The sequence below is a fragment of the Pseudomonas parakoreensis genome, assembly GCF_021602155.1.
In the GTDB taxonomy this organism is placed as follows: domain Bacteria; phylum Pseudomonadota; class Gammaproteobacteria; order Pseudomonadales; family Pseudomonadaceae; genus Aquipseudomonas; species Aquipseudomonas parakoreensis.
This window is the reverse complement of sequence record NZ_BQHY01000021.1, coordinates 14697-37849: the sequence shown is the minus strand read 5'-3', so window position 1 is coordinate 37849 and position 23153 is coordinate 14697. Positions and strand designations below refer to the sequence as shown.

The following is a 23153-nucleotide window of genomic DNA, read 5'->3' as shown; positions in this document are numbered from 1 at the left end:
ATTCTACCTGCATTAACCGCGCAGGGCGCGTGCGTGATGCTGCAAGTGGTCATCTATGAAGCTTGAGATGAAGAAATAGCTGTGGTCGTAGCCCGGTTGCAGGCGCAACGTCAGCGGATGACCCGCTTGTTTTGCCGCTTGTTGCAGGGCTTCGGGCTTGAGCTGGTTTTCGAGGAAGTCGTCGCGATCACCCTGATCGACCAGTAAAGGCAGTTTTTCGCCGGCCTCGGCAATCAGCGCGCAAGCATCCCATTCTTTCCACTTCGAACGGTCTTCACCCAGATAGCGCGAGAACGCCTTCTGTCCCCACGGGCAATCCATCGGATTGTTGATCGGCGAAAACGCCGACACCGACTGGTAACGCCCCGGATTGCGCAGCGCACAAACCAAAGCGCCGTGGCCGCCCATGGAATGGCCGCTGATGCTGCGTTTGTCCGACGCCGGGAAATGCGCTTCAACCAATGAAGGCAATTCCTGCACGACATAGTCATGCATCCGATAGTGCCGCGCCCATGGTTCCTGCGTGGCATTCAGGTAGAACCCGGCGCCGAGGCCGAAATCCCAGGCGCCATCCGGATCACCCGGGACATCCGGGCCGCGCGGACTGGTGTCCGGTGCGACGATGATCAGGCCAAGTTCGGCGGCCATGCGCATCGCGCCGGCCTTTTGCATGAAGTTCTCGTCGGTGCAGGTCAGACCGGACAGCCAGTAAAGCACCGGCAACTTGCCGCCCTGTTCCGCTTGCGGCGGCAGGTACACGGCAAACACCATGTCGCAACCAAGCACATCGGAACGGTGGCGATAGCGCTTGTGCCAGCCGCCGAAACTTTTCTGACAGGAGATGTTTTCCAGACTCATGTAAAGACTCCTACGCGGCCCCGGTTACAAACCCTTCAAGGTTCTGTAGCCGGGACGTCGCGATTGATCAGAAATGAATGACGGTGCGGATGCTCTTGCCTTCGTGCATCAGGTCGAAGGCCTTGTTGATGTCTTCCAGACCCATGGTGTGGGTAATGAAGGTATCCAGCGGGATCTCGCCGCTTTGCGCCATGTCGACATAGCTTGGCAACTCGGTACGGCCACGCACGCCGCCAAACGCCGAACCGCGCCAGACGCGCCCGGTCACCAATTGGAAAGGACGGGTCGAAATTTCCTGACCGGCACCGGCCACGCCGATGATCACCGATTCGCCCCAGCCCTTGTGGCAGCATTCCAACGCCGCGCGCATCAGTTGCACGTTGCCGATGCACTCGAACGAGAAGTCGACGCCGCCGTCGGTCATGTCGACGATCACTTCCTGGATCGGACGATCGAAGTCTTTCGGATTGACGCAATCGGTGGCGCCCAACTGTTTGGCGATTTCGAACTTGGCCGGGTTGATGTCGATGGCGATGATCCGCGCGGCCTTGGCTTTCACCGCACCAATGACGGCCGAAAGACCGATGCCGCCCAGACCGAAAATCGCCACGGTGTCACCCGGCTTGACCTTGGCGGTGTTGATCACCGCACCGATACCGGTGGTCACGCCGCAACCGAGCAGGCAGACCTTTTCCAGTGGCGCATCCTTGGCGATTTTCGCCACGGAGATTTCCGGGAGCACGGTGTACTCGGAGAAGGTCGACGTGCCCATGTAGTGGAAAATCGTCTCGCCCTTATAGGAAAAGCGCGAAGTGCCGTCCGGCATCAGACCTTTGCCCTGAGTAGCGCGAATCGCCTGACACAGGTTGGTCTTGCCCGACTTACAGAATTTGCACTGGCCGCATTCCGGGGTGTACAGCGGAATCACGTGGTCACCGACGGCGACCGAGGTAACGCCCTCGCCGATCGCTTCAACGATTGCGCCACCTTCGTGGCCAAGGATCGACGGGAAGATACCTTCCGGATCCGCACCGGACAGGGTGTAGGCGTCCGTGTGGCAGACTCCAGAAGCCACCACGCGCAGCAATACTTCACCGGCCTTGGGCATGGCCACATCGACTTCTACGATTTCCAGCGGCTTCTTGGCCTCGAAGGCAACGGCGGCGCGCGACTTGATCATGCTGACTCTCCAGTGAATCCATTGAATAAAAAACCAGACCGGCAGTGTAGTACAGCGCGATCTGGTGAATAATCCGGGCCAAAGCAAAACATTATTGCCATACAGGGATAATCCCAATGTCGGAAAACCGCTGGGAAGGCATTGACGAGTTCGTCGCCGTTGCCGAATGCAGCCAATTCACCGCCGCTGCGGAACGTCTGGGCGTTTCTTCCTCGCATATCAGTCGACAGATCGTACGACTGGAAGAGCGCTTGCAGACGCGTCTGCTCTATCGCAGTACCCGCCGCGTGACGCTGACCGAAGCCGGACAAACCTTCCTGCAGCATTGCCAACGCCTGCAGGACGGTCGCGAAGAAGCTCTGCGCGCGGTTGGCGATCTGACCAGCGAGCCCAAAGGCATGTTGCGCATGACCTGCGCCGTGGCCTATGGCGAGCGGTTCATCGTGCCGCTCGTGACACGCTTCATGGGGCAATACCCGCAACTGCGCGTCGACGTCGAGTTAACCAACCGCCAACTCGACCTGGTGCATGAGGGGCTGGATTTGGCGATCCGATTGGGCCGGTTACAGGATTCGCGATTGGTCGCCACTCGCCTGGCGCCGCGTCGGATGTACCTGTGCGCGTCTCCGTCCTACGTGGAACGGTATGGCCGCCCACACAGTTTGTCGGAACTGAGCCGGCACAATTGCCTGATCGGCAGCTCGGATCTGTGGCAACTGGAACAGAACGGGCGGGAATTTTCCCAACGTGTTCAGGGAAACTGGCGCTGCAACAGTGGGCAGGCGGTACTGGATGCGGCGCTGCAAGGGGTCGGTTTATGTCAGTTGCCGGACTATTACGTGCTTGAGCATTTGCACAGCGGGGCACTGATTTCGCTGCTGGAGGCGCATCAGCCGCCGAATACGGCGGTGTGGGCCTTGTATCCGCAGCAGCGGCATTTGTCGCCGAAGGTGCGCAAGCTGGTGGATTTCTTGAAGGAAGGGTTGGCCGAGCGGCCGGAGTATCGAATTTAAAAGCAAAAGATCGCAGCCTGCGGCAGCTCCTACAGGGAAACCGCGAACTCCCTGTAGGAGCTGCCGCAGGCTGCGATCCTTTGATCTTTCAGCGGCGGTTAGCCCAACGCTGACGCAACCACTCCAGATCTTCCGGCCGGGTGACTTTGAGGTTGTCCGCCCGCCCTTCGATCAAACGCGGTGCCAGACCAGCCCACTCCATTGCCGAGGCTTCATCGGTAATCACCGCGTCCGCCACCAGACTGTCAGCCAACGCCCGATGCAAGGCACCGAGGCGGAACATCTGCGGTGTGTAGGCTTGCCAGATCACGCTGCGATCCACGGTTTCCACCACACGACCGTGCTTGTCGACCCGCTTCAAGGTGTCGCGCGCCGGCACGGCCAGCAGACCACCGACGGCATCGTCCGCCAGCTCAGCCAGCAATTTGTCGAGATCGTCACGGCTCAGATTCGGGCGCGCGGCATCGTGCACCAGCACCCAGTCTTCATCGTCGGCACCTTGCGCATGCAAATGCAGCAAGGCATTGAGCACCGACCCGGAACGCTCCGCACCACCCTCGACCCGCTGAATCCGCGGGTCGCTTGCGCAGGCCAGACTTGGCCAGTAAGGATCATCAACAGCAAGACTGACCACCAGCCCTTTGAGGCGTGGGTGATCAAGGAAACAGCCAAGGCTGTGTTCGAGAATTGTCCGTCCGCCCAGTTGCAGGTATTGCTTGGGACGGTCCGCAGCCATTCGGGCACCGACGCCCGCGGCAGGAATCACGGCCCAGAAGGCCGGCAGGGAATCGATCATTGCGCGAGCTGGTAAAGGGTTTCACCGTCCTTGACCATGCCCAGCTCATGGCGAGCCCGCTCTTCAACGGTCTCCATGCCTTTTTTCAACTCGCTGACTTCAGCATCCATCACCCGATTGCGCTCCAGCAGGCCTTCGTTCTCGGCGTGCTGATCAGCAATCTGCTGCTTCAGCTCGGCGACCTGCGCCAGACTGCCATTGCCCACCCACAGGCGGTACTGCAGACCGGCCAGCAGCAAGAGCAAAACGAGAAACAACCAGTAAGGACTGCGCATCGAATATCAGGTATCCAGTGAAAAAAGACAGCCACGCGAAAACTTTGAAACGTCTGATAGCACGAAGCCTGGAAGATCCAGGCTTGTGCATGTAAGGCATCAGATTAGTGGCAAATCCATCGCTGTCACGACTTTTCCGACACAATCCGGTGTCTTTTTACCATCTACAGCTTAACCGCGGAACTCGGCGCGACCGTTGTACTTGGCTTTGCCATTCAACTGCTCTTCGATACGCAGCAGTTGGTTGTACTTGGAAACGCGGTCGGAACGGCACAGCGAACCGGTCTTGATCTGGCCAGCCGAGGTGCCCACGGCCAGGTCGGCAATGGTCGAATCTTCGGTTTCGCCCGAACGGTGCGAGATCACGGCGGTGTAACCGGCGGCCTTGGCCATCTGGATGGCTTCCAGGGTTTCGGTCAGGGTGCCGATCTGGTTGAACTTGATCAGGATCGAGTTGGCGATCTTTTTATCGATGCCTTCTTTCAGGATCTTGGTGTTGGTCACGAACAGGTCGTCGCCGACCAGTTGGGTTTTCTCGCCGATCTTGTCGGTGAGGATCTTCCAGCCAGCCCAGTCGGACTCGTCCAGACCGTCTTCGATCGAGATGATCGGATAACGTTCGGTCAGGCCTTTCAGATAATCGGCGAAACCTTCAGCGGTGAACACCTGGCCTTCGCCGGACAGGTTGTACTTGCCGTCTTCGAAGAACTCGCTGGCAGCGCAGTCCAGCGCCAGGGTCACGTCGGTGCCCAGCTTGTAACCGGCGTTGGCCACGGCTTCGGAGATCACTTTCAACGCGTCTTCGTTGGATGCCAGGTTCGGTGCGAAACCGCCTTCGTCGCCAACGGCGGTGCTCAGGCCACGGGCCTTCAGCACGGCTTTGAGGTGATGGAAAATCTCGGTGCCCATGCGCAGACCTTCCGAGAAGGTCTTGGCGCCAACCGGCTGCACCATGAATTCCTGGATGTCGACGTTGTTATCGGCATGCTCGCCACCGTTGATGATGTTCATCATCGGCACCGGCATCGAGTACACACCCGGAGTGCCGTTCAGGTTGGCGATGTGGGCGTACAGTGGCAGATCCTGGTCCTGTGCAGCCGCCTTGGCCGCAGCCAGGGACACGGCGAGGATGGCGTTGGCGCCCAGGGTTGCCTTGTTTTCGGTACCGTCGAGCTTGATCATCGCGTGGTCGAGGGCTTTCTGGTCGCTTGGGTCAGTGCCCAGCAGCAGATCGCGGATCGGACCGTTGATGTTGGCTACCGCCTTGAGCACACCTTTGCCCAGGTAACGGCTCTTGTCGCCATCACGCAGCTCGAGCGCTTCACGCGAGCCAGTGGATGCACCGGACGGCGCGCAGGCGCTGCCGATGATGCCGTTGTCGAGAAGCACGTCCGCTTCCACGGTGGGATTGCCACGGGAGTCGAGAACTTCACGACCTTTGATGTCGACGATTTTTGCCATTGTTGTAAACACTCCAAAGTTGACGAAAACGACGCAGCTAGAGGAAATCTTTTTACCGTCGGCAAGTGGTGTGCAGCGGGCAGCTTGCAGACGACAACGCACATGCCCGAGGGCATGTGCGACAAATCGTGCGGTACTTTACCGGAGAATTGAGGTTTACGCGGTTTCTACCGTCGGAAAACTCTTCACCAGTTCGTCCAGGGCTTTGAGCTGGGCCAGGAATGGCTCCAGTTTGTCCAGACGCAAGGCGCAAGGGCCGTCGCATTTGGCGTTGTCCGGATCCGGATGCGCTTCAAGGAACAGACCGGCCAGCGACTGGCTCATGCCTGCCTTGGCCAGATCGGTGACCTGGGCGCGGCGACCGCCGGCGGAGTCGGAACGACCGCCAGGCATTTGCAGCGAGTGGGTCACGTCGAAGAATACCGGGTACTCGAACTGCTTCATGATGCCGAAGCCGAGCATGTCGACCACGAGGTTGTTGTAGCCGAAGCTCGAACCACGCTCGCAGAGAATCAATTGATCGTTACCCGCTTCCACGCACTTGTTCAGGATGTGTTTCATTTCCTGAGGCGCGAGGAACTGGGCTTTCTTGATGTTGATCACCGCGTTGGTCTTGGCCATCGCGACGACCAGATCGGTCTGACGCGACAGGAAGGCCGGCAGCTGGATGATGTCGCAGACTTCAGCGACGACCGCGGCCTGGTCAGGCTCGTGGACGTCGGTGATGATCGGCACGCCGAAGGCTTGCTTGATGTCCTGGAAGATGCGCATGCCTTCTTCCAGGCCAGGGCCGCGATACGAGGTCACAGAAGAGCGGTTGGCCTTGTCGAAGCTGGCCTTGAACACGTAAGGGATACCGAGTTTCTCGGTGACCTTCACGTACTCCTCGCAAACCTGCATGGCCATGTCGCGGCTTTCCAGCACGTTCATGCCGCCGAACAGCACCATGGGTTTGTCGTTGGCAATCTCGATGTCGCCGACGCGGATGATCTTCTGTGCCATCGGGTTACGCCTTCTTCTGGTGTTGAGCCAACGCTGCTTTTACGAAACCGCTGAACAGCGGGTGACCGTCACGAGGCGTCGAGGTGAACTCAGGGTGGAACTGGCAAGCGACGAACCATGGATGATCCGGTGCTTCAACCACTTCAACCAGCGCGGCGTCAGCGGAGCGACCGGAAATTTTCAGGCCGGCTTCGATGATTTGTGGCAGCAGGTTGTTGTTCACTTCGTAGCGGTGGCGGTGACGTTCAACAATGACGTCCTTGCCATAGCAGTCGTGCACCTTGGAGCCGGCTTCGAGCAGGCATTCCTGAGCGCCGAGGCGCATGGTGCCGCCCAGATCGGACGCTTCGGTACGCACTTCAACCGCGCCGGTGGCATCTTCCCACTCGGTGATCAGACCCACGACCGGATGGCCGCTGGCGCGATCAAACTCGGTGGAGTTGGCGTCTTTCCAGCCCAGCACGTTACGGGCGAACTCGATGACCGCCACTTGCATGCCCAGGCAGATGCCCAGGTATGGAACCTTGTTCTCACGAGCGTACTGAACGGCCGTGATCTTGCCTTCCACGCCGCGCAGACCGAAGCCGCCCGGGACGAGGATCGCGTCGACACCTTCGAGCAGCGCGGTGCCCTGGTTCTCGATGTCTTCGGAATCGATGTAACGCAGGTTGACCTTGGTACGGTTGGTGATGCCGGCGTGACTCATCGCTTCGATCAGCGACTTGTAGGCGTCCAGCAGTTCCATGTACTTGCCGACCATCGCGATGGTCACTTCGTGCTCTGGATTGAGCTTGGCATCGACGACCTTTTCCCACTCGGACAGGTCGGCGCCGTTGCATTGCAGGCCGAAACGCTCGACGACGAAATCGTCCAGACCCTGGGCGTGCAGCACGGCCGGGATCTTGTAGATGGTGTCGACGTCTTCCAGGGAGATCACCGCACGTTCTTCAACGTTGGTGAACAGCGCGATCTTGCGACGCGACGACACATCCACCGGATGGTCGGAGCGGCAGATCAGCACGTCAGGCTGCAGGCCGATCGAGCGCAGCTCTTTTACCGAGTGCTGGGTTGGCTTGGTCTTGGTTTCGCCAGCGGTGGCGATGTACGGAACCAGGGTCAGGTGCATCAGCATCGCGCGCTTGGAACCGACTTCCACACGCAGTTGACGGATGGCTTCGAGGAACGGTTGCGATTCGATGTCGCCCACGGTACCGCCGATTTCCACCAGGGCCACGTCGGCATCGCCGGCACCCTTGATGATGCGACGCTTGATTTCGTCGGTGATGTGCGGAATCACCTGGATGGTTGCACCCAGGTAGTCACCACGGCGCTCTTTGCGCAGCACGTGCTCGTAGACACGGCCGGTGGTGAAGTTGTTGTTCTGGGTCATGGTCGTGCGGATGAACCGCTCGTAATGGCCCAGGTCCAGGTCGGTCTCGGCGCCGTCGTGGGTGACGAACACTTCACCGTGCTGGAACGGGCTCATGGTGCCCGGGTCGACGTTGATGTACGGATCCAGCTTAAGCATGGTGACCTTAAGCCCCCGCGCCTCCAGGATGGCCGCCAATGAAGCCGAGGCAATGCCTTTCCCCAATGAAGAAACAACACCGCCCGTGACGAATATGTAGCGCGTCATGAAAAACCCTAGAAGTCTGCGTTAAAGCGGTACGAGCCGCCGGGGAAAGCGAAGGAAGGCCGAAGCCCCCGATCACCTGCATTAATCACAGTGCACCTTTCAAAAAAACCGCCGCGTTGGGACAGACCGGCAGATGAAACACCGGTACGTTGCTCGCTACACATTTTTTGGAATCGCCCAGCAAAGACTGCTTGGTAATCGGCAACTCCTGCAATTCAGGCGAATCCACAGAAGTTGTATCAAGAAGGGAGCGTAGTCTACCGGAATGCCCCTTTCATCTCAAACCTTGATCTTCGTCTGTTGGCTGCCAATGCAATTTCCAGCCGTCCGACTCCTGCCCGTCAAGCCCCGGCAGGTTCGCCACGGCGAGCAATTCTGCGCCGCGAAACAGCAGCGGCAATCTGCCACGGACGAAGCCCGGCAGCGCGCGCTCATTGAGCAGGCGCTTGAGATCGCGGTGCCCGCGATCGGCCAGGTGCATGACTTCGCCGCCCTGTCGATAGCCAATCCGCAACGGCCCGATGGGAGTCTGCCCGCTGAACATGACACGCCCGTTATTCGCCAAGCGTAGCGGCGTCGACGGGTCATGCCAGTCAACGCTGGCCGCTGGCACACACAACCAGTCGCCGCTCAACCACCATATCCGACCGGCGCTGCGATGGACCTCGCCATCGGCCAGACGCCAGACCGGGGATGCATCGCCGGCAGCGCCGCACAGGTTGTCCCAACCCGACCAATGGTCAGTATCGGGCAGGCGGGTCAGCGGTTCGAGCCAGTGGCTGAGTGCATTGCGCTGACGAGCGGCGGACAACTTCGCCAGCGGCGCCAACTCCAGCGACGGCAGGGCCAGCCATAGCAACCCGCTCGGCGTGGCGGCGTGTGCCAGATCGAGCTGCGCCAGCTCATCGAGCAGGCCTTGCGCCTCACGCAGGTGCGCCGCGCTGCGCGCCATGCTCGCCTGCGCTTGCGGCCAGCGCGCGGTGAGCAGCGGCAGCACCTGATGACGCAGATAGTTGCGCGAGAACTGTCGATCCTGGTTTGACGGGTCTTCGATCCAGTGCAACTGATGCGCACGGGCGTACGCCTCAAGCTCGGCACGCGAGACATCGAGAAGAGGCCGCAACAGCGTGCCCTGCCCCAACGGCCGCTGCGCCGGCATCGCCGAAAGTCCGCGGACGCCGGCACCGCGCATCAGGCGAAACAACAGGGTTTCGGCCTGATCATCACGGTGCTGCCCGGTCAACAGCACGTCATCCGCTTCGGTCAGCGACATGAACGCCGCGTAACGCGCCTCCCGCGCCGCCCGCTCCAGGCTGGCGCCGGTTTGCACCGTCACCCGCATTACGTGCAGCGGCACACCCAGCGCATCGCAGACCGACTGACAATGCGCCGGCCACGCATCGGCCGCAGCCTGGAGGCCGTGGTGGATATGGATGGCGCTGAGCGCAGGGAATGATTCGATTTTTGCCAGATCGGCAAGCAGGTGCAGCAGGACGGTGGAGTCGAGACCACCGGAAAACGCGACGCGCCAGTGAGCGGCGTCGCGCCAAGGCTCAAGGCTCGACATAAGCCGCGACGGCAAATCACTCTTCGAAGGATTCATAGAGAAGGTCGCTTCTTAAAAACCTGTAGGAGCTGCCGCAGGCTGCGATCTTTTGATTTTGCTGTATCAAGATCAAAAGATCGCAGCCTGCGGCAGCTCCTACAGGGTTACTGCGCCGTCGACTTAGAGACCGTAGCTCATCAGACGATCGTAACGGCGCTTGAGCAGCGCTTCGTTGTCGAACTTCTTCAGCATCGCCAGTTGCGAGCTCAGTTCGGCACGGATCGAGGCAGCAGCAGCGGCCGGATCACGGTGGGCGCCGCCCAGTGGCTCGCCGATCACCTTGTCGACGATACCCAGACCTTTCAGGCGCTCGGCGGTGATGCCCATCGCCTCGGCAGCGTCCGGCGCTTTTTCGGCGGTTTTCCACAGGATCGAAGCGCAACCTTCCGGCGAGATCACCGCGTAGGTCGAGTATTGCAGCATGTTCAACTGATCGCAGACACCGATCGCCAACGCACCGCCGGAACCACCTTCACCGATCACGGTGGCGATGATCGGGGTTTTCAGACGCGCCATCACGCGCAGGTTCCAGGCGATGGCTTCGCTCTGGTTGCGCTCTTCGGCGTCAATTCCCGGGTAGGCGCCCGGGGTGTCGATGAAGGTCAGGATCGGCATCTTGAAACGCTCGGCCATTTCCATCAGACGGCAAGCCTTGCGGTAGCCTTCCGGACGCGGCATGCCGAAGTTGCGGCGTACCTTCTCGCGCACTTCGCGACCCTTCTGGTGACCGATGACCATCACTGGCTGGTCTTCCAGACGTGCCACGCCGCCGACAATGGCGGCGTCGTCGGAGAAGTGGCGGTCACCGTGCAGTTCGTCGAACTCGGTGAAGATGTGTTCGATGTAATCGAGGGTGTACGGGCGTTTCGGGTGGCGCGCCAGGCGAGCGATCTGCCAGCTGGTCAGCTTGCCGAAGATGTCTTCGGTCAGCGTACGGCTCTTGTCCTGCAGGCGGGAGATCTCATCGCCGATATTCAGCGAATTGTCATTACCGACCAAGCGCAACTCTTCGATCTTGGCTTGCAGGTCGGCGATCGGCTGTTCGAAATCTAGAAAATTCGGGTTCATAGGCGTCCGTCTTGGGTCGTGTCCCAAGTGAGCTTGGGCCGGCCGGTTGTCTATTCGCGCCCTACCTTAAGGGAGAGGCGCGCTGAGGTCGAGATTAAAAATTCAGGTTGCGGGCAAGCGCAATGATGGCGCTTGCCGGTCAACGGTATTGGAGGAAGACGTTGTCTCGCCCGAACTGGTCACGCAGGGCTTGAATCAAGGCATCCGCCGGGTCGATTCGCCAGGTCTCGCCGAACTGCAGCAAGGTCTTCGCATCGGGACTGGTGTACTCCATGGTGATCGGGCACGCCCCGCGGTGACGCTTGAGCAGTTCACCCAACCAGCGTAGCTGATCGCCTTTCAAATCCTGAGTGTGCAGCTTCAGGCGCAGGCTTTCGGCCAGATTGGTCCGTGCATCCTCCATGCTCATCACCCGCTTGACCCGCAGGCGCAGGCCGCCGGAGAAGTCGTCGTTGCTGACTTCGCCTTCGACCACCACCATCGCGTCGGTCTGCAACAGCGACTGCGCAGAATGGAACGCATCGGCAAACAGCGAGGCCTCGATCCGTCCCGAGCGGTCATCAAGGGTGATGAAGCCCATCTTGTCGCCCTTTTTGTTCTTCATCACGCGCAGGGCAATGATCATCCCGGCCACGGTTTGCGTGTCACGAGCCGGTTTCAGGTCGATGATGCGCTGCCGGGCGAAGCGACGAATCTCGCCTTCATATTCGTCGATCGGGTGACCGGTCAGGTACAGACCCAGGGTGTCTTTCTCACCCTTGAGGCGTTCCTTGAGGGTCAGCTCCTTGGCCTTGCGGTGCGTTGCATAGACGTCGGCATCTTCCTCGACGAACAGCCCGCCGAACAGGTCGGCATGGCCGCTGTCGCGGGTGCGCGCTGTCTGCTCGGCCGACTTGATTGCCTCTTCCATCGCCGCCAGCAGCACGGCGCGATTGCGGTCGATGTTGGCCTGATAAGCCTTTTGTTCATCGTGGAAGTACGGGCCGAGGCGATCCAGCGCGCCGCTGCGGATCAGACCGTCCAGCGTGCGTTTGTTGATGCGCTTGAGGTCAACCCGGGCGCAGAAGTCGAATAGATCCTTGAACGGACCGGCCTGACGGGCTTCGGTAATCGCTTCCACCGGCCCTTCACCGACACCTTTGATCGCGCCCAGGCCGTATACGATGCGGCCTTCGTCGTTCACCGTGAACTTGAACTCCGAAGTGTTCACGTCCGGCGCGTCGAGGCGCAGCTTCATCGTGCGCACTTCCTCGATCAAGGTCACGACCTTGTCGGTGTTGTGCATATCCGCCGAAAGCACCGCCGCCATGAACGGCGCCGGGTAATGAGCTTTCAGCCAAGCGGTCTGGTACGACACCAGGCCGTAAGCGGCGGAGTGGGACTTGTTGAAGCCGTAACCGGCGAATTTCTCTACCAGGTCAAAAATGTTACCGGCAAGATCCGCATCGATATTGTTCGACGCACAACCTTCAATGAAACCGCCGCGCTGCTTGGCCATTTCCTCGGGTTTCTTCTTACCCATCGCCCGACGCAGCATGTCCGCACCACCGAGGGTGTAACCGGCCATGACCTGGGCGATCTGCATCACCTGTTCCTGATACAGGATGATGCCGTACGTCGGCGCCAGTACCGGTTGCAGGCCTTCATACTGGTAATCCGGGTGCGGGTAAGCCAATTCGGCGCGACCGTGCTTACGGTTGATGAAGTCATCCACCATGCCCGATTGCAGTGGGCCCGGACGGAACAGGGCCACCAGTGCGATCAAGTCTTCGAGGCAGTCAGGCTTGAGCTTTTTGATCAGCTCTTTCATGCCCCGGGATTCGAGCTGGAACACCGCAGTGGTTTCAGCTTTTTGCAGCAGCTGATAGGTCGGTTTGTCATCCAGCGGGATGAACGCGATGTCCAGCGGCGGCTCGTTGACCTTGGCGCGGTCGCGGTTGATGGTTTTCAGCGCCCAGTCGATGATCGTCAGGGTCCGCAAGCCGAGGAAGTCGAACTTCACCAGACCGGCCGCCTCGACGTCGTCCTTGTCGAACTGGGTCACCAGACCATCGCCGGCCTCGTCGCAATAGATCGGCGAGAAATCGGTCAGTTTGGTCGGGGCGATTACCACACCACCGGCGTGCTTGCCGACGTTACGCACCACGCCCTCGAGCTTGCGCGCCATCTCCCAGATTTCCGCCGCTTCCTCATCGACCTTGATGAAGTCGCGCAGGATCTCCTCCTGCTCGTAGGCTTTTTCCAGGGTCATGCCGACTTCGAACGGAATCATCTTCGACAGACGATCCGCCAAGCCGAATGACTTGCCCTGGGCCCGCGCCACGTCGCGCACCACTGCCTTGGCGGCCATGGAGCCGAAGGTGATGATCTGGCTTACCGCGTTGCGACCGTATTTCTCGGCCACGTAGTCGATCACCCGGTCACGACCGTCCATGCAAAAGTCGACGTCGAAGTCGGGCATCGAGACCCGCTCCGGGTTAAGGAAACGTTCGAACAGCAGGTCGTATTCCAGCGGGTCGAGGTCGGTGATCTTCTGCACATAGGCCACCAGCGATCCGGCACCCGACCCACGGCCAGGGCCTACCGGCACGCCGTTGTTCTTGGCCCACTGGATAAAGTCCATCACGATCAGGAAGTAACCGGGGAAGCCCATCTGGATGATGATATCCAGCTCGAAATTCAGCCGGTCGACGTAGACCTGACGCTTGGCCTCATAGTCTTCGGTGGTGTCCTTGGGCAGCAGTACGCTGAGGCGGTCTTCCAGACCGTCGAACGACACCTTGCGAAAGTATTCATCGATGGTCATGCCATCGGGAATCGGGTAGTCGGGCAGGAAGTGCTTGCCCAGCTTCACGTCGATGTTGCAACGCTTGGCAATCTCGACGGTGTTTTCGATCGCGTCGGGAATGTCACTGAACAGCTCGGCCATTTCCTCAGCGCTTTTCAGGTACTGCTGATCGCTGTAATTCTTCGAGCGCCGCGGATCGTCGAGGGCGCGGCCCTCACCGATGCACACGCGGGTTTCGTGGGCAGCAAAGTCTTCTTGCTTGATGAAGCGCACATCGTTGGTCGCCACCAGCGGCGCACCGAGCTTGTCGGCCAAGGCCACGGCGCCGTGCAATTGCTCTTCGTCGTTGGGGCGATTGGTGCGCTGGATTTCCAGATAGAAACGATCAGGGAACACCGCCATCCACTCGCGCGCCAACGTCTCGGCTTCGGCCGGGTTCCCGCCAATCATGGCCATGCCGATTTCGCCTTCCTTCGCGGCGGACAGCATGATCAGACCTTCGTTGGCCTCGGCGACCCATTCGCGCTCGATGATGATCATGCCATTGCGCTGACCCTCGATGAAGCCGCGCGAGATCAGCTCGGTGAGATTGCGATAGCCCTTGGCGTTCATTACCAACAGGCTGATCCGGCTCAATGGCCCGTCCGGATCCTTGTTCGACAGCCACAGGTCGGCGCCGCAGATCGGCTTGATGCCGGCGCCCATGGCGTTTTTATAGAATTTGACCAGGGAACACATGTTGTTCTGATCGGTGACCGCCACGGCCGGCATGTTCATGCCGGTCAGCGCCTTGACCAGTGGCTTGATCCGCACCAGCCCGTCGACCAGGGAGTATTCAGTGTGCAGGCGTAGATGAACGAATGAAGCCGGCATAGTGATCCTGTCCAGTTACATAGAGACAACAAGGCCCGGATTGTACCGGGCCTCGAACAAAACATCAGCCTTGCGCCTAAACCTGCGTCAGACCTTCCAGCGCCTCGTAAGCCTGTCGCACCGGGGCGAACGAGCGCCGGTGAATCGGTGTAGGCCCCAGCCGTGCCAACGCTTCCAGATGAACGGGCGTCGGGTAGCCTTTATGGCCGCCGATGCCGTACCCCGGGTAGATCAATTCGAATGCCGCCATTTCCCGGTCGCGGCTGACTTTGGCCAGAATCGACGCGGCAGCAATGGCCGGCACCTTGCCGTCGCCCTGCACCACCGCTTCGGCGCGCATCGGCAGTTTCGGACAACGATTACCGTCGATCATCGCCAGTTTCGGCTGCACATGCAGCCCGGCCACCGCGCGCTGCATGGCGAGCATGGTCGCGTGCAGGATGTTCAGCTCGTCGATTTCCTCGACTTCGGCGCGGGCGATGCACCAGCTCAGGGATTTTTCGATGATCTCGTCGTAGAGCTTCTCGCGCCGGGCTTCGGTGAGTTTCTTCGAGTCGTTGAGACCAAGGATCGGCCGGTTAGGATCGAGGATCACCGCCGCCGTCACCACCGCGCCGCACAACGGACCACGACCGACTTCGTCGACACCGGCCACCAGTTCTTCGACTTCGGCGACCAATGTGAAATCCAGGCCCATTTGCATCGTCTTGCTCATTGTTTCTGACCGATCAGGTTGAGGACGGCATCCGCCGCCTGATTGGAAGCGTCCCGCCGCAACGTGCGGTGAATCTCGTCGAAGCCACGGGTCTGCTCTTCGCCGCCGTCGATCAACGGCGACAGGGTCTGCGCCAACGCCTCGACCGTCGCATCATCCTGCAACAACTCTGGCACCAACAGACGCTGGGCCAACAGGTTGGGCAAGGACACGTACGGGCTCTTGACCATTCGCTTGAGGATCCAGAACGTCAGCGGTGCCAGGCGATACGCAACGACCATCGGCCGCTTGTACAGCAACGCCTCGAGCGTCGCCGTGCCGGAGGCGATCAGCACCGCGTTGCACGCCGCGAGGGCCAGATGGGATTTGCCATCGAGCAGGGTCACCGGCAAGTCGCGGCCAACCAGCAACGCTTCGAGTTGCGCGCGACGCTCGGCATTGGCACACGGGATGACGAAGCGCAGCCCCGGGCGAATGGCCCGCAGACGCTCGGCCGTATCAAGGAACAGCGCCCCGAGACGGCCGACTTCACCACCGCGACTGCCGGGCATCAACGCCACCAGCGGACCGTCGGGCAAACCGAGTTCGGCACGCGCTGCGGCGCGGTCGGCCTGCAGCGGAATGGTATCGGCCAGCGTATGACCGACGAACCGCACCGGCACGCCTTTCTCTTCGTAGAATTTTGCTTCAAATGGCAACAGGGTGAGCATCAGATCGCAGCCTTCGCGAATTTTCAGCACACGCTTCTGACGCCATGCCCACACCGACGGGCTGACGTAGTGCACGGTCTTGATCCCGGCCTGACGCAGCTTGAGTTCGATATTGAGGTTGAAATCCGGGGCATCGATGCCGATGAACACGTCCGGTTTCTCGGCGATCAGCGTAGCGATCAGGTCCTTGCGGCGCTTGAGCAACTCGCGCAGCCGACCGAGCACCTCCACGAGCCCCATGACCGACAGGCGCTCCATGGGGAAATACGACGTCAGGCCTTCGGCCTGCATCAACGGACCGCCGACACCGATGAACTCGACTGCCGGATGTTGCGCCTTGAGGGCGCGCATCAGACCGGCGCCCAAAATATCCCCGGAAGCTTCGCCCGCCACCAGCGCAATACGCAGATTGGCCATGATCAGCGGGTGATGCCGCGAGTCGAGGACTGGATCGAATCACGGAACAGCGCGACTTCCGGGAATTGCGCAGCAGGTTCGACCAGTTCGGCCAGCGCTTGCTCCACGGTCAGCCCCTGGCGATACACCGTTTTATAGGCGCGGCGCAGCGCATGAATTGCGTCTTCACTGAAACCGCGGCGGCGCATGCCTTCAAAGTTCATGCTGCGCGCTTCGGCAGGGTTGCCGAAGACGGTGACGAACGCTGGAACGTCCTTGCCGATGGCAGTGCCCATGCCGGAAAAGCTGTGCGCGCCAATATGGCAATACTGATGAACCAAAGTGAACCCGGACAGGATCGCCCAGTCGTCAACGTGCACATGCCCGGCCAACGCGGTGTTGTTGACCAGAATGCAGTGGTTGCCGATGACGCTATCATGCCCGATGTGGGCGTAGGCCATGATCAGGTTGTGATCGCCCAGCGTGGTTTCCGAACGGTCCTGCACGGTGCCACGGTGAATGGTCACGCCTTCGCGGATGACGTTGTGGTCACCGATCACCAGACGGGTTTCTTCACCTTTGTACTTCAGATCGGGCGTGTCTTCGCCTACCGAGGAAAACTGGTAGATGCGGTTGTGCTTGCCGATGCGGGTCGGGCCTTTGAGGACCACGTGCGGCCCGATCACAGTACCCTCGCCGATTTCCACACCTGCGCCGACGATCGACCACGGGCCGACTTCGACGCCGTCAGCCAGAACGGCCGACGGATCGATGATTGCACGAGGGTCAATCAAACTCATAGCTTGCGTTCCGCACAGATGATTTCCGCCGAGCAGACCGGCTTGCCGTCGACCGAGGCCTGGCATTCGAATTTCCAGATCTGACGCTTGCAGCTGATGAACTTGGCTTCAAGGATCAACTGGTCGCCCGGCAGCACTGGCTGGCGGAAACGCAGTTTGTCGGAACCGACGAAGTAGTACAGGGTGCCGTCGGCCGGTTTTACGTCAAGCATTTTGAAACCGAGGATCCCGGCAGCCTGGGCCATCGCTTCGATGATCAGTACGCCCGGCATGATCGGGTGCGCCGGGAAGTGGCCGTTGAAGAATGGCTCATTGATGCTGACATTCTTGTAGGCGCGAATGCGCTTGCCTTCAGTGTCCAGTTCCACCACCCGGTCCACCAGCAGGAACGGGTAACGGTGAGGCAGGTATTCGCGAATCTCGTTGATGTCCATCATTTCGGGGGGAAGCCTATGTAAAGATTGGGAGCGCGACTGACGCGCACTCCTCTAGCAAATCAAGGAGGCAGTCTAGAGGCTGTGCACACTTGATATGGAAATGGTATCAGCCATCAGATGAAGCATTGCTGCCGGGGGTCACTTCCCCGACGCGCTTTTCCAGCTGCTTCAAACGTCGCGCGAGGTCATCGAGCTGACGGATGCGGGCCGCGCTTTTGCGCCATTCGGCCGCCGGTTGCATGGCTGTGCCGGACGAATAGGCACCCGGCTCGGTAATCGAGTGGGTCACCATGGTCATCCCGGTCAGGAAAACGTTGTCGCAAATATCGATGTGCCCAACCAGGCCGACACCACCGGCGAGCATGCAATGCTTGCCGATTTTGGTGCTGCCGGAGATACCGACACACGCCGCCATGGCGGTGTGATCACCGACCTGGACGTTGTGCGCGATCTGGATCTGGTTGTCGAGCTTCACGCCGTTGCCGATCACGGTGTCCGCCAACGCGCCACGGTCGATGGCGGTGTTCACGCCGATCTCGACATCGTCGCCGATGGTCACGCCACCGATCTGGGCGATCTTCTGCCAGATACCTTTCTCGTTGGCAAAACCGAAACCTTCACCACCAAGCACGGCACCGGACTGGATCACTACGCGCTTGCCGATGCGCACGTCGTGGTACAGCGTCACCCGCGGAGCGAGCCAGCCGCCCTCACCGATTTCACTGCGGGCACCGATGACGCAATGGGCACCCAACGTGACCTGCGCACCAATGCGTGCACCCGCCTCGATCACCACGAACGGGCCAATGCTGGCACTTGGGTCAACCACCGCATCCGGCGCAATCACCGCTGTGGGATGAACGCCCGCAGTGGATTTCGGTTTCGGATCGAACAGGTGCGAGATGCGTGCATAAGCCAGGTAAGGATCCGGCACCACCAGTGCGTGACCGGCAAAACCGTCGGCATCAGCCTCCTTGAGCAATAGCGCAGCCGCCTGGGAACTGGCCAGGTATTTGCGATATTGAGGATTTGCCAGAAAGCTCAACTGAGCTGGGCCAGCCTCCTGCAAGGTGGCTAGCCCAGTAATTTGCGTCTCAGGGTCGCCACGCAGGGTGGCGCCGAGGAACTCGGCCAACTGGCCGAGCTTGATAGTCACGGTCATGGGTTACTTCAGCTGATTCATGCGCTCGATAACCTGGCGCGTGATGTCGTACTGAGGTTTGACATCGATCACTGCGCCACGCTCGAACACCAGGTCAAAACCACCTTTCTTGATGACTTCTTCCACTGCGCTATCCAGTTTCGGCTTCAGTTGCTTGAGCATTTCGCGGTCGGCAACTGCCTTGGCTTCGTTCAGTTCCTTGGACTGGAACTGGAAGTCACGGGCCTTTTGCTTGAACTCAAGCTCCAGACGCTCACGCTCGCCCTGCTGCATCTTGTCGCCACCGGCCATCAGACGGTCCTGAATACCCTTGGCGCTGCTTTCCAGCGTCTTGAGCTTGGTCAGTTGCGGACCGAACTTCTTCTCGGCATCCACCGCGTATTTCTTGGCCGCATCGGATTCCAGCAATGCCATCTGATAGTTCAGAACGGCAATTTTCATGTCGGCGAACGCCGGGCCTGCCACCAGTACGGAGGCCAGGAGAACCAATTGAGTCAACTTACGCACGATGCACTCCTACAAAATCCATTGTCGTTATCTTGGGTCAGACGCTTAGAACGTCTGGCCGAGGGAGAATTGGAACACTTGAGTTTCAGCGTTATCCGGTTTCTTGATCGGTGTAGCCAACGCGAAGCTCAAAGGCCCCAGTGCGGTTACCCAGGTCACGCCAACACCGACGGAACTGGCCATGTTGCTCAGACTGATGTCGTTGCACTGTGTGTTGGCTTTTGTACCGTCAGCATTGGTGGTCGACTTGCAAGTCGAGTCGAACACGTTACCGACGTCCCAGAATACCGAGGTACGCAGGGATCGCTGATCTTTCACGAACGGCAGCGGGAACAGAACCTCTACACCACCCTGGATCAATACGTTGCCACCGAACGGCAGCGGATCCTGATCCGGGTCGGCAATGGTACCGGCGTTACCGGTGACCGCCTGACCACGACTCGGGGTACTGCGAGGACCCAGCGTACTGTCCTTGAAGCCACGTACCGAGTTGAAACCACCAGCATAGTAGTTTTCATAGAACGGCAAGCCGTCGGTCGAACCATAACCGTCGCCATAACCCAGTTCGGTGTGCAGACGCAGGGTGTAGTTTTCGGTGATCGGCTGGAACAACTGACCACGGTAGTCGAGTTTGTAGAACGACAGGTCGCTGCCCGGAATCGTGGTTTCCAGGGTCAGGCTCTGGGAACGACCACGGGTCGGCAGTACGCCCTTGTTCAGGGTTGACTCGGACCAGCCAGCCGAAGCCTTGAAGTTCAGGTAGTTGTCGCCTTCCTTGTTAACGAAGTCGAAAATCTCGTCAACGGTGTATTGACCGGTCTTGATCTTGTCCTGCTGAGCGGACAGACCGAAGGTCAAACGCGAAGTCTCGCTGATCGGGTAGCCAACGTTGACGCCGGCACCCAGGCTGTCTACCGCATAGCTCGCTACGTCGACGTCGAGGTCTTTGTAGTCGGTGGTGCGATAGAACGCGTTGTAACCCAGGCTCACGCCATCGGCGGTCCAGTAGGGGTCAACGTAGCCGAAGTTGTAGCGGCTCTGGTATTCGCTGCGGGTCAGGCCCACGCTCACACGGTTACCGGTACCCAGGAAGTTGTTCTGGGTGATCGAACCACCGAGGATCAGACCGGCGCTCTGGGCGAAACCGACGCTGGCGGTGATCGAACCGGAAGCTTGTTCTTCAACGGCGTAGTTCACGTCCACCTGGTCGTCGACACCCGGTACAGCCGGAGTCTCGACGTTCACTTCCTTGAAGAAGCCCAGACGTTCAAGACGGGTCTTGGACTGGTCGATCAGGTAGGTCGAAGCCCAGCCGCCTTCCATCTGACGCATTTCGCGACGCAGCACTTCGTCTTCGGACTTGGTGTTGCCACGGAAATTGATACGGTTGACGTAGGCACGCTTGCCCGGGTCGACGGCGAACAGGATGTCCACGGTGTGATCGTCGTCATGCGGCTGAGGAACGCCGTTCACGTTGGCGAAGGTGTAACCCTCGTTACCCAGGCGACGAGTGATCAGTTCGGAAGTGGTGGTCATCAGCTTGCGCGAGAACACCTGGCCTTTCTGCACCAGCAACAGCGACTTGACCTGGTCTTCAGGGACTTTCAGGTCACCGCTGAGCTTGACGTCACGTACGGTGTACTTCTCGCCTTCGGTGATGTTGACGGTGATGTAGACGTGCTTCTTGTCCGGGGTGATGGATACCTGGGTCGAAGCGATATCCATGTTGATGTAACCACGGTCCAGGTAGTAGGAACGCAGACGCTCCAGGTCGCCGGACAGTTTTTCACGGGCGTACTTGTCATCGTTCTTGAAGAACGACAGCCAGTTGGTGGTTTTCAGCTCGAACAGGTCGATCAGGTCGTCATCAGGGAAGACCGTGTTACCCACCACGTTGATGTGCTGGATCGCGGCCACGGTGCCTTCGTTGATCTTCACTTTCAGCGCAACACGGTTACGCGGCTGCGAGACCACCTCGGTATCGACGGTCGCCGAGTAACGGCCCTGGGCAACGTACTGACGCTGCAGCTCGTTACGGACACCTTCGAGGGTGGCGCGCTGGAAGATTTCACCTTCGGACAGACCGGACTGCTTCAGGCCTTTCATCAGGTCTTCGGTAGAGATCGCCTTGTTACCCTCGATCTCGATACTGGCGACCGACGGACGTTCGACGACCGTGATCACCAGAACGTTGCCTTCGCGGCCCAGCTGGATATCTTGAAAGAAACCGGTTTTGAACAACGCACGAGTGGATTCCACCAGGCGACGATCATCCGCCTGCTCGCCGACGTTCAACGGCAAGGCACCAAAGACGCTACCCGCGGAGACCCGCTGGAGGCCGTTGACGCGAATATCAGAGATAGTGAAGGACTCGGCGTGAACTTCGGCGATCATCAATACGGTGAGAACCGCAGTTAGCAGCAGACGTTTCATGAAGTCCTTTCTTATTCCAACTGGCAATAAACAAACTGCCGCAAAATGCGGCAGATTCGCAATTCAGCGAAGCTTTACAGTCGACCCAGATCATTGACCAGAGCAAGCAACATCACTCCGACCACCAAACTGATACCGATCTGCACCCCCCAACCTTGCACCCGATCCGACAAGGGGCGACCACGCACCCACTCAATCAGATAAAACAACAAATGCCCCCCATCCAGTACAGGAATGGGCAGCAAATTCAGAACCCCCAGGCTAATACTCAGATAAGCAAGGAAATTCAGGAAATCAGCAACGCCCGACTGGGCAGAAGCGCCCGCCACTTTAGCAATGGTTATCGGCCCACTCAAGTTTTTTACCGAGAGCTCGCCAAACAGCATTTTCTTCAACGAGTCCAGCGTCAGCACGCTCATGGTCCAGGTACGACGGGCACCCTCGCCAATCGCGGCCAACGGACCATAACTGACCTCGCGAATCATTTCTGGCGGCCAGTCCACGGCTTTTACGCCCGCCCCGAGATAACCGCTTGGCGACTTGCTTTCGCCGCGCGCCGCCAGGGTCACCGGGACGTCGATTTGAGCACCATCACGCTCGACTTTCAGCATGATTTTGGTATCAGGACGCGTACGAACGCTGTCGACCACTTGCTGCCAGTCATTCAGCGCCAGGCCGTCGAGCGCCAGCAGGCGATCACCGGTTTTCAGACCGGCGGCTTGTGCCGGGCCTTTTGGATCGAGTTCAGCCAGTACTGGCGGCAAAGCCGGGCGCCATGGGCGAATACCCAGCGAGCGAATGGGATCGGGCTCGTCAGCGCCTTTGAGCCAATGGTCCAGCGCCAGCTCACGCGGCGCGTCGACGGTCGAACCCTGCTCGCGCACGAGCAATTGCAGGGAACCACTTTCCCCCAGACGACGCACCAGTTGCAAATTGACGGCAGCCCAACCGGAGGTAGGCTCACCATCGATGGCGACGATCTCCTGGCCCGCGCTCAAACCGGCCCTGGCCGCAATGCTGCCGGACTCGACGGCACCGATCACCGGACGGATCTGCTCGCTGCCGAGCATGGCCAGCACCCAGAAAAACACCAGGGCCAGCAGGAAGTTGGCAATCGGCCCCGCCGCGACAATGGCGATGCGCTGGCGCACCGATTTACGATTGAAGGATTGATGAAGCTGATCGGCCGGGACTTCGCCTTCACGCTCATCGAGCATCTTGACGTAGCCGCCCAGCGGAATCGCGGCGACGACAAATTCAGTGCCCTGCTTGTCGTGCCAGCGCAACAGGGGCATGCCGAAGCCGACGGAAAAACGCAGAACCTTGACGCCACAGCGACGCGCGACCCAGAAGTGGCCGAATTCGTGAAAGGTGACCAGCACACCCAAAGCGATCAGGGTGCCGGCAATCATATAGAGCGCGCTCATCTACTTTCTC

General features: G+C 59.7%; 19 protein-coding genes. 1 reads left to right on the top strand and 18 read right to left on the bottom strand.

Annotated features, from left to right (window positions below):
* Window positions 1-12: 12 nt before the first annotated feature.
* Both fghA and L6D63_RS24685 read right to left on the bottom strand, forming a co-directional pair.
* Window positions 13-858, bottom strand: a complete 846-nt coding sequence (gene fghA / locus L6D63_RS24690; RefSeq protein ID WP_095667386.1) for an S-formylglutathione hydrolase — start codon at window positions 856-858, stop codon at window positions 13-15.
* A gap of 67 nt (window positions 859-925) precedes the next feature.
* On the bottom strand, window positions 926-2038 hold the full coding sequence (locus L6D63_RS24685; protein ID WP_047291898.1) for an S-(hydroxymethyl)glutathione dehydrogenase/class III alcohol dehydrogenase: 1113 nt from the start codon (window positions 2036-2038) through the stop codon (window positions 926-928).
* Between the two features lie 116 nt (window positions 2039-2154).
* Here L6D63_RS24685 and L6D63_RS24680 point away from each other — a divergent pair, with 116 nt between their 5' ends.
* Window positions 2155-3051 carry a LysR substrate-binding domain-containing protein gene (locus tag L6D63_RS24680; RefSeq protein WP_047291896.1) on the top strand — a complete coding sequence of 299 codons (897 nt, stop codon included), beginning with the start codon at window positions 2155-2157 and terminating at the stop codon, window positions 3049-3051.
* Between the two features lie 88 nt (window positions 3052-3139).
* Here the strand turns inward: L6D63_RS24680 and ispD are convergent, their stop codons facing one another.
* The 16 genes from ispD to rseP all read right to left on the bottom strand — a co-directional run bounded on the left by ispD (window position 3140) and on the right by rseP (window position 23143).
* Window positions 3140-3847, bottom strand: a complete 708-nt coding sequence (gene ispD / locus L6D63_RS24675; RefSeq protein WP_047291894.1) for a 2-C-methyl-D-erythritol 4-phosphate cytidylyltransferase — start codon at window positions 3845-3847, stop codon at window positions 3140-3142.
* Entirely contained in the window at window positions 3844-4122 is a 279-nt protein-coding gene (ftsB, locus tag L6D63_RS24670; RefSeq protein ID WP_007964293.1) for a cell division protein FtsB, read from the bottom strand. The genes ispD and ftsB overlap by 4 nt, the downstream gene beginning before the upstream one ends.
* A gap of 171 nt (window positions 4123-4293) precedes the next feature.
* Entirely contained in the window at window positions 4294-5583 is a 1290-nt protein-coding gene (gene eno / locus L6D63_RS24665; protein WP_041072316.1) for a phosphopyruvate hydratase, read from the bottom strand.
* Between the two features lie 156 nt (window positions 5584-5739).
* A complete protein-coding gene (gene kdsA / locus L6D63_RS24660; RefSeq protein WP_007954807.1) occupies window positions 5740-6585 on the bottom strand; it encodes a 3-deoxy-8-phosphooctulonate synthase in 846 nt (281 codons plus the stop codon).
* Between the two features lie 4 nt (window positions 6586-6589).
* Window positions 6590-8221 (bottom strand): CTP synthase, encoded by a 1632-nt coding sequence (locus L6D63_RS24655; RefSeq protein WP_003222153.1) that lies wholly within the window; start codon window positions 8219-8221, stop codon window positions 6590-6592.
* Between the two features lie 274 nt (window positions 8222-8495).
* Complete coding sequence (gene tilS, locus L6D63_RS24650; RefSeq protein ID WP_131671885.1) at window positions 8496-9824, bottom strand: tRNA lysidine(34) synthetase TilS; 1329 nt, start codon at window positions 9822-9824, stop codon at window positions 8496-8498.
* 123 nt (window positions 9825-9947) lie between these two features.
* Window positions 9948-10895, bottom strand: coding sequence for an acetyl-CoA carboxylase carboxyltransferase subunit alpha (locus L6D63_RS24645; protein WP_041072320.1), 948 nt, complete (start codon window positions 10893-10895; stop codon window positions 9948-9950).
* 139 nt (window positions 10896-11034) lie between these two features.
* Window positions 11035-14556 (bottom strand): DNA polymerase III subunit alpha, encoded by a 3522-nt coding sequence (gene dnaE / locus L6D63_RS24640; RefSeq protein ID WP_095667391.1) that lies wholly within the window; start codon window positions 14554-14556, stop codon window positions 11035-11037.
* A 76-nt stretch (window positions 14557-14632) separates the two neighbouring features.
* Window positions 14633-15259, bottom strand: a complete 627-nt coding sequence (gene rnhB / locus L6D63_RS24635) for a ribonuclease HII (RefSeq protein ID WP_025110878.1) — start codon at window positions 15257-15259, stop codon at window positions 14633-14635.
* A gap of 8 nt (window positions 15260-15267) precedes the next feature.
* Entirely contained in the window at window positions 15268-16398 is a 1131-nt protein-coding gene (gene lpxB, locus L6D63_RS24630) for a lipid-A-disaccharide synthase (RefSeq protein ID WP_047291885.1), read from the bottom strand.
* Between the two features lie 2 nt (window positions 16399-16400).
* On the bottom strand, window positions 16401-17177 hold the full coding sequence (gene lpxA, locus L6D63_RS24625; protein WP_047291883.1) for an acyl-ACP--UDP-N-acetylglucosamine O-acyltransferase: 777 nt from the start codon (window positions 17175-17177) through the stop codon (window positions 16401-16403).
* Entirely contained in the window at window positions 17174-17614 is a 441-nt protein-coding gene (fabZ, locus tag L6D63_RS24620; protein ID WP_003222142.1) for a 3-hydroxyacyl-ACP dehydratase FabZ, read from the bottom strand. Before fabZ ends, lpxA begins: the two co-directional genes overlap by 4 nt.
* A 106-nt stretch (window positions 17615-17720) precedes the next feature.
* Window positions 17721-18776 carry a UDP-3-O-(3-hydroxymyristoyl)glucosamine N-acyltransferase gene (lpxD, locus tag L6D63_RS24615; protein ID WP_131671886.1) on the bottom strand — a complete coding sequence of 352 codons (1056 nt, stop codon included), beginning with the start codon at window positions 18774-18776 and terminating at the stop codon, window positions 17721-17723.
* 3 nt (window positions 18777-18779) lie between these two features.
* On the bottom strand, window positions 18780-19283 hold the full coding sequence (locus L6D63_RS24610; protein ID WP_003222140.1) for an OmpH/Skp family outer membrane protein: 504 nt from the start codon (window positions 19281-19283) through the stop codon (window positions 18780-18782).
* Window positions 19284-19328: 45 nt separating this feature from the next.
* Complete coding sequence (gene bamA, locus L6D63_RS24605) at window positions 19329-21716, bottom strand: outer membrane protein assembly factor BamA (protein ID WP_047291877.1); 2388 nt, start codon at window positions 21714-21716, stop codon at window positions 19329-19331.
* 74 nt (window positions 21717-21790) lie between these two features.
* A complete protein-coding gene (gene rseP, locus L6D63_RS24600) occupies window positions 21791-23143 on the bottom strand; it encodes a sigma E protease regulator RseP (protein WP_047291874.1) in 1353 nt (450 codons plus the stop codon).
* Window positions 23144-23153: the final 10 nt, after the last annotated feature.

Excerpts from the sequence above, each read along its gene's own strand:
- fghA (WP_095667386.1), bottom strand. The coding sequence starts at position 858 with ATGAGTCTGGAAAACATCTCCTGTCAGAAAAGTTTCGGCGGCTGGCAC.
- L6D63_RS24685 (WP_047291898.1), bottom strand. The coding sequence starts at position 2,038 with ATGATCAAGTCGCGCGCCGCCGTTGCCTTCGAGGCCAAGAAGCCGCTG.
- L6D63_RS24680 (WP_047291896.1), top strand. The coding sequence starts at position 2,155 with ATGTCGGAAAACCGCTGGGAAGGCATTGACGAGTTCGTCGCCGTTGCC.
- ispD (WP_047291894.1), bottom strand. The coding sequence starts at position 3,847 with ATGATCGATTCCCTGCCGGCCTTCTGGGCCGTGATTCCTGCCGCGGGC.
- ftsB (WP_007964293.1), bottom strand. The coding sequence starts at position 4,122 with ATGCGCAGTCCTTACTGGTTGTTTCTCGTTTTGCTCTTGCTGCTGGCC.
- eno (WP_041072316.1), bottom strand. The coding sequence starts at position 5,583 with ATGGCAAAAATCGTCGACATCAAAGGTCGTGAAGTTCTCGACTCCCGT.
- kdsA (WP_007954807.1), bottom strand. The coding sequence starts at position 6,585 with ATGGCACAGAAGATCATCCGCGTCGGCGACATCGAGATTGCCAACGAC.
- L6D63_RS24655 (WP_003222153.1), bottom strand. The coding sequence starts at position 8,221 with ATGACGCGCTACATATTCGTCACGGGCGGTGTTGTTTCTTCATTGGGG.
- tilS (WP_131671885.1), bottom strand. The coding sequence starts at position 9,824 with ATGAATCCTTCGAAGAGTGATTTGCCGTCGCGGCTTATGTCGAGCCTT.
- L6D63_RS24645 (WP_041072320.1), bottom strand. The coding sequence starts at position 10,895 with ATGAACCCGAATTTTCTAGATTTCGAACAGCCGATCGCCGACCTGCAA.
- dnaE (WP_095667391.1), bottom strand. The coding sequence starts at position 14,556 with ATGCCGGCTTCATTCGTTCATCTACGCCTGCACACTGAATACTCCCTG.
- rnhB (WP_025110878.1), bottom strand. The coding sequence starts at position 15,259 with ATGCAAATGGGCCTGGATTTCACATTGGTCGCCGAAGTCGAAGAACTG.
- lpxB (WP_047291885.1), bottom strand. The coding sequence starts at position 16,398 with ATGGCCAATCTGCGTATTGCGCTGGTGGCGGGCGAAGCTTCCGGGGAT.
- lpxA (WP_047291883.1), bottom strand. The coding sequence starts at position 17,177 with ATGAGTTTGATTGACCCTCGTGCAATCATCGATCCGTCGGCCGTTCTG.
- fabZ (WP_003222142.1), bottom strand. The coding sequence starts at position 17,614 with ATGATGGACATCAACGAGATTCGCGAATACCTGCCTCACCGTTACCCG.
- lpxD (WP_131671886.1), bottom strand. The coding sequence starts at position 18,776 with ATGACCGTGACTATCAAGCTCGGCCAGTTGGCCGAGTTCCTCGGCGCC.
- bamA (WP_047291877.1), bottom strand. The coding sequence starts at position 21,716 with ATGAAACGTCTGCTGCTAACTGCGGTTCTCACCGTATTGATGATCGCC.
- rseP (WP_047291874.1), bottom strand. The coding sequence starts at position 23,143 with ATGAGCGCGCTCTATATGATTGCCGGCACCCTGATCGCTTTGGGTGTG.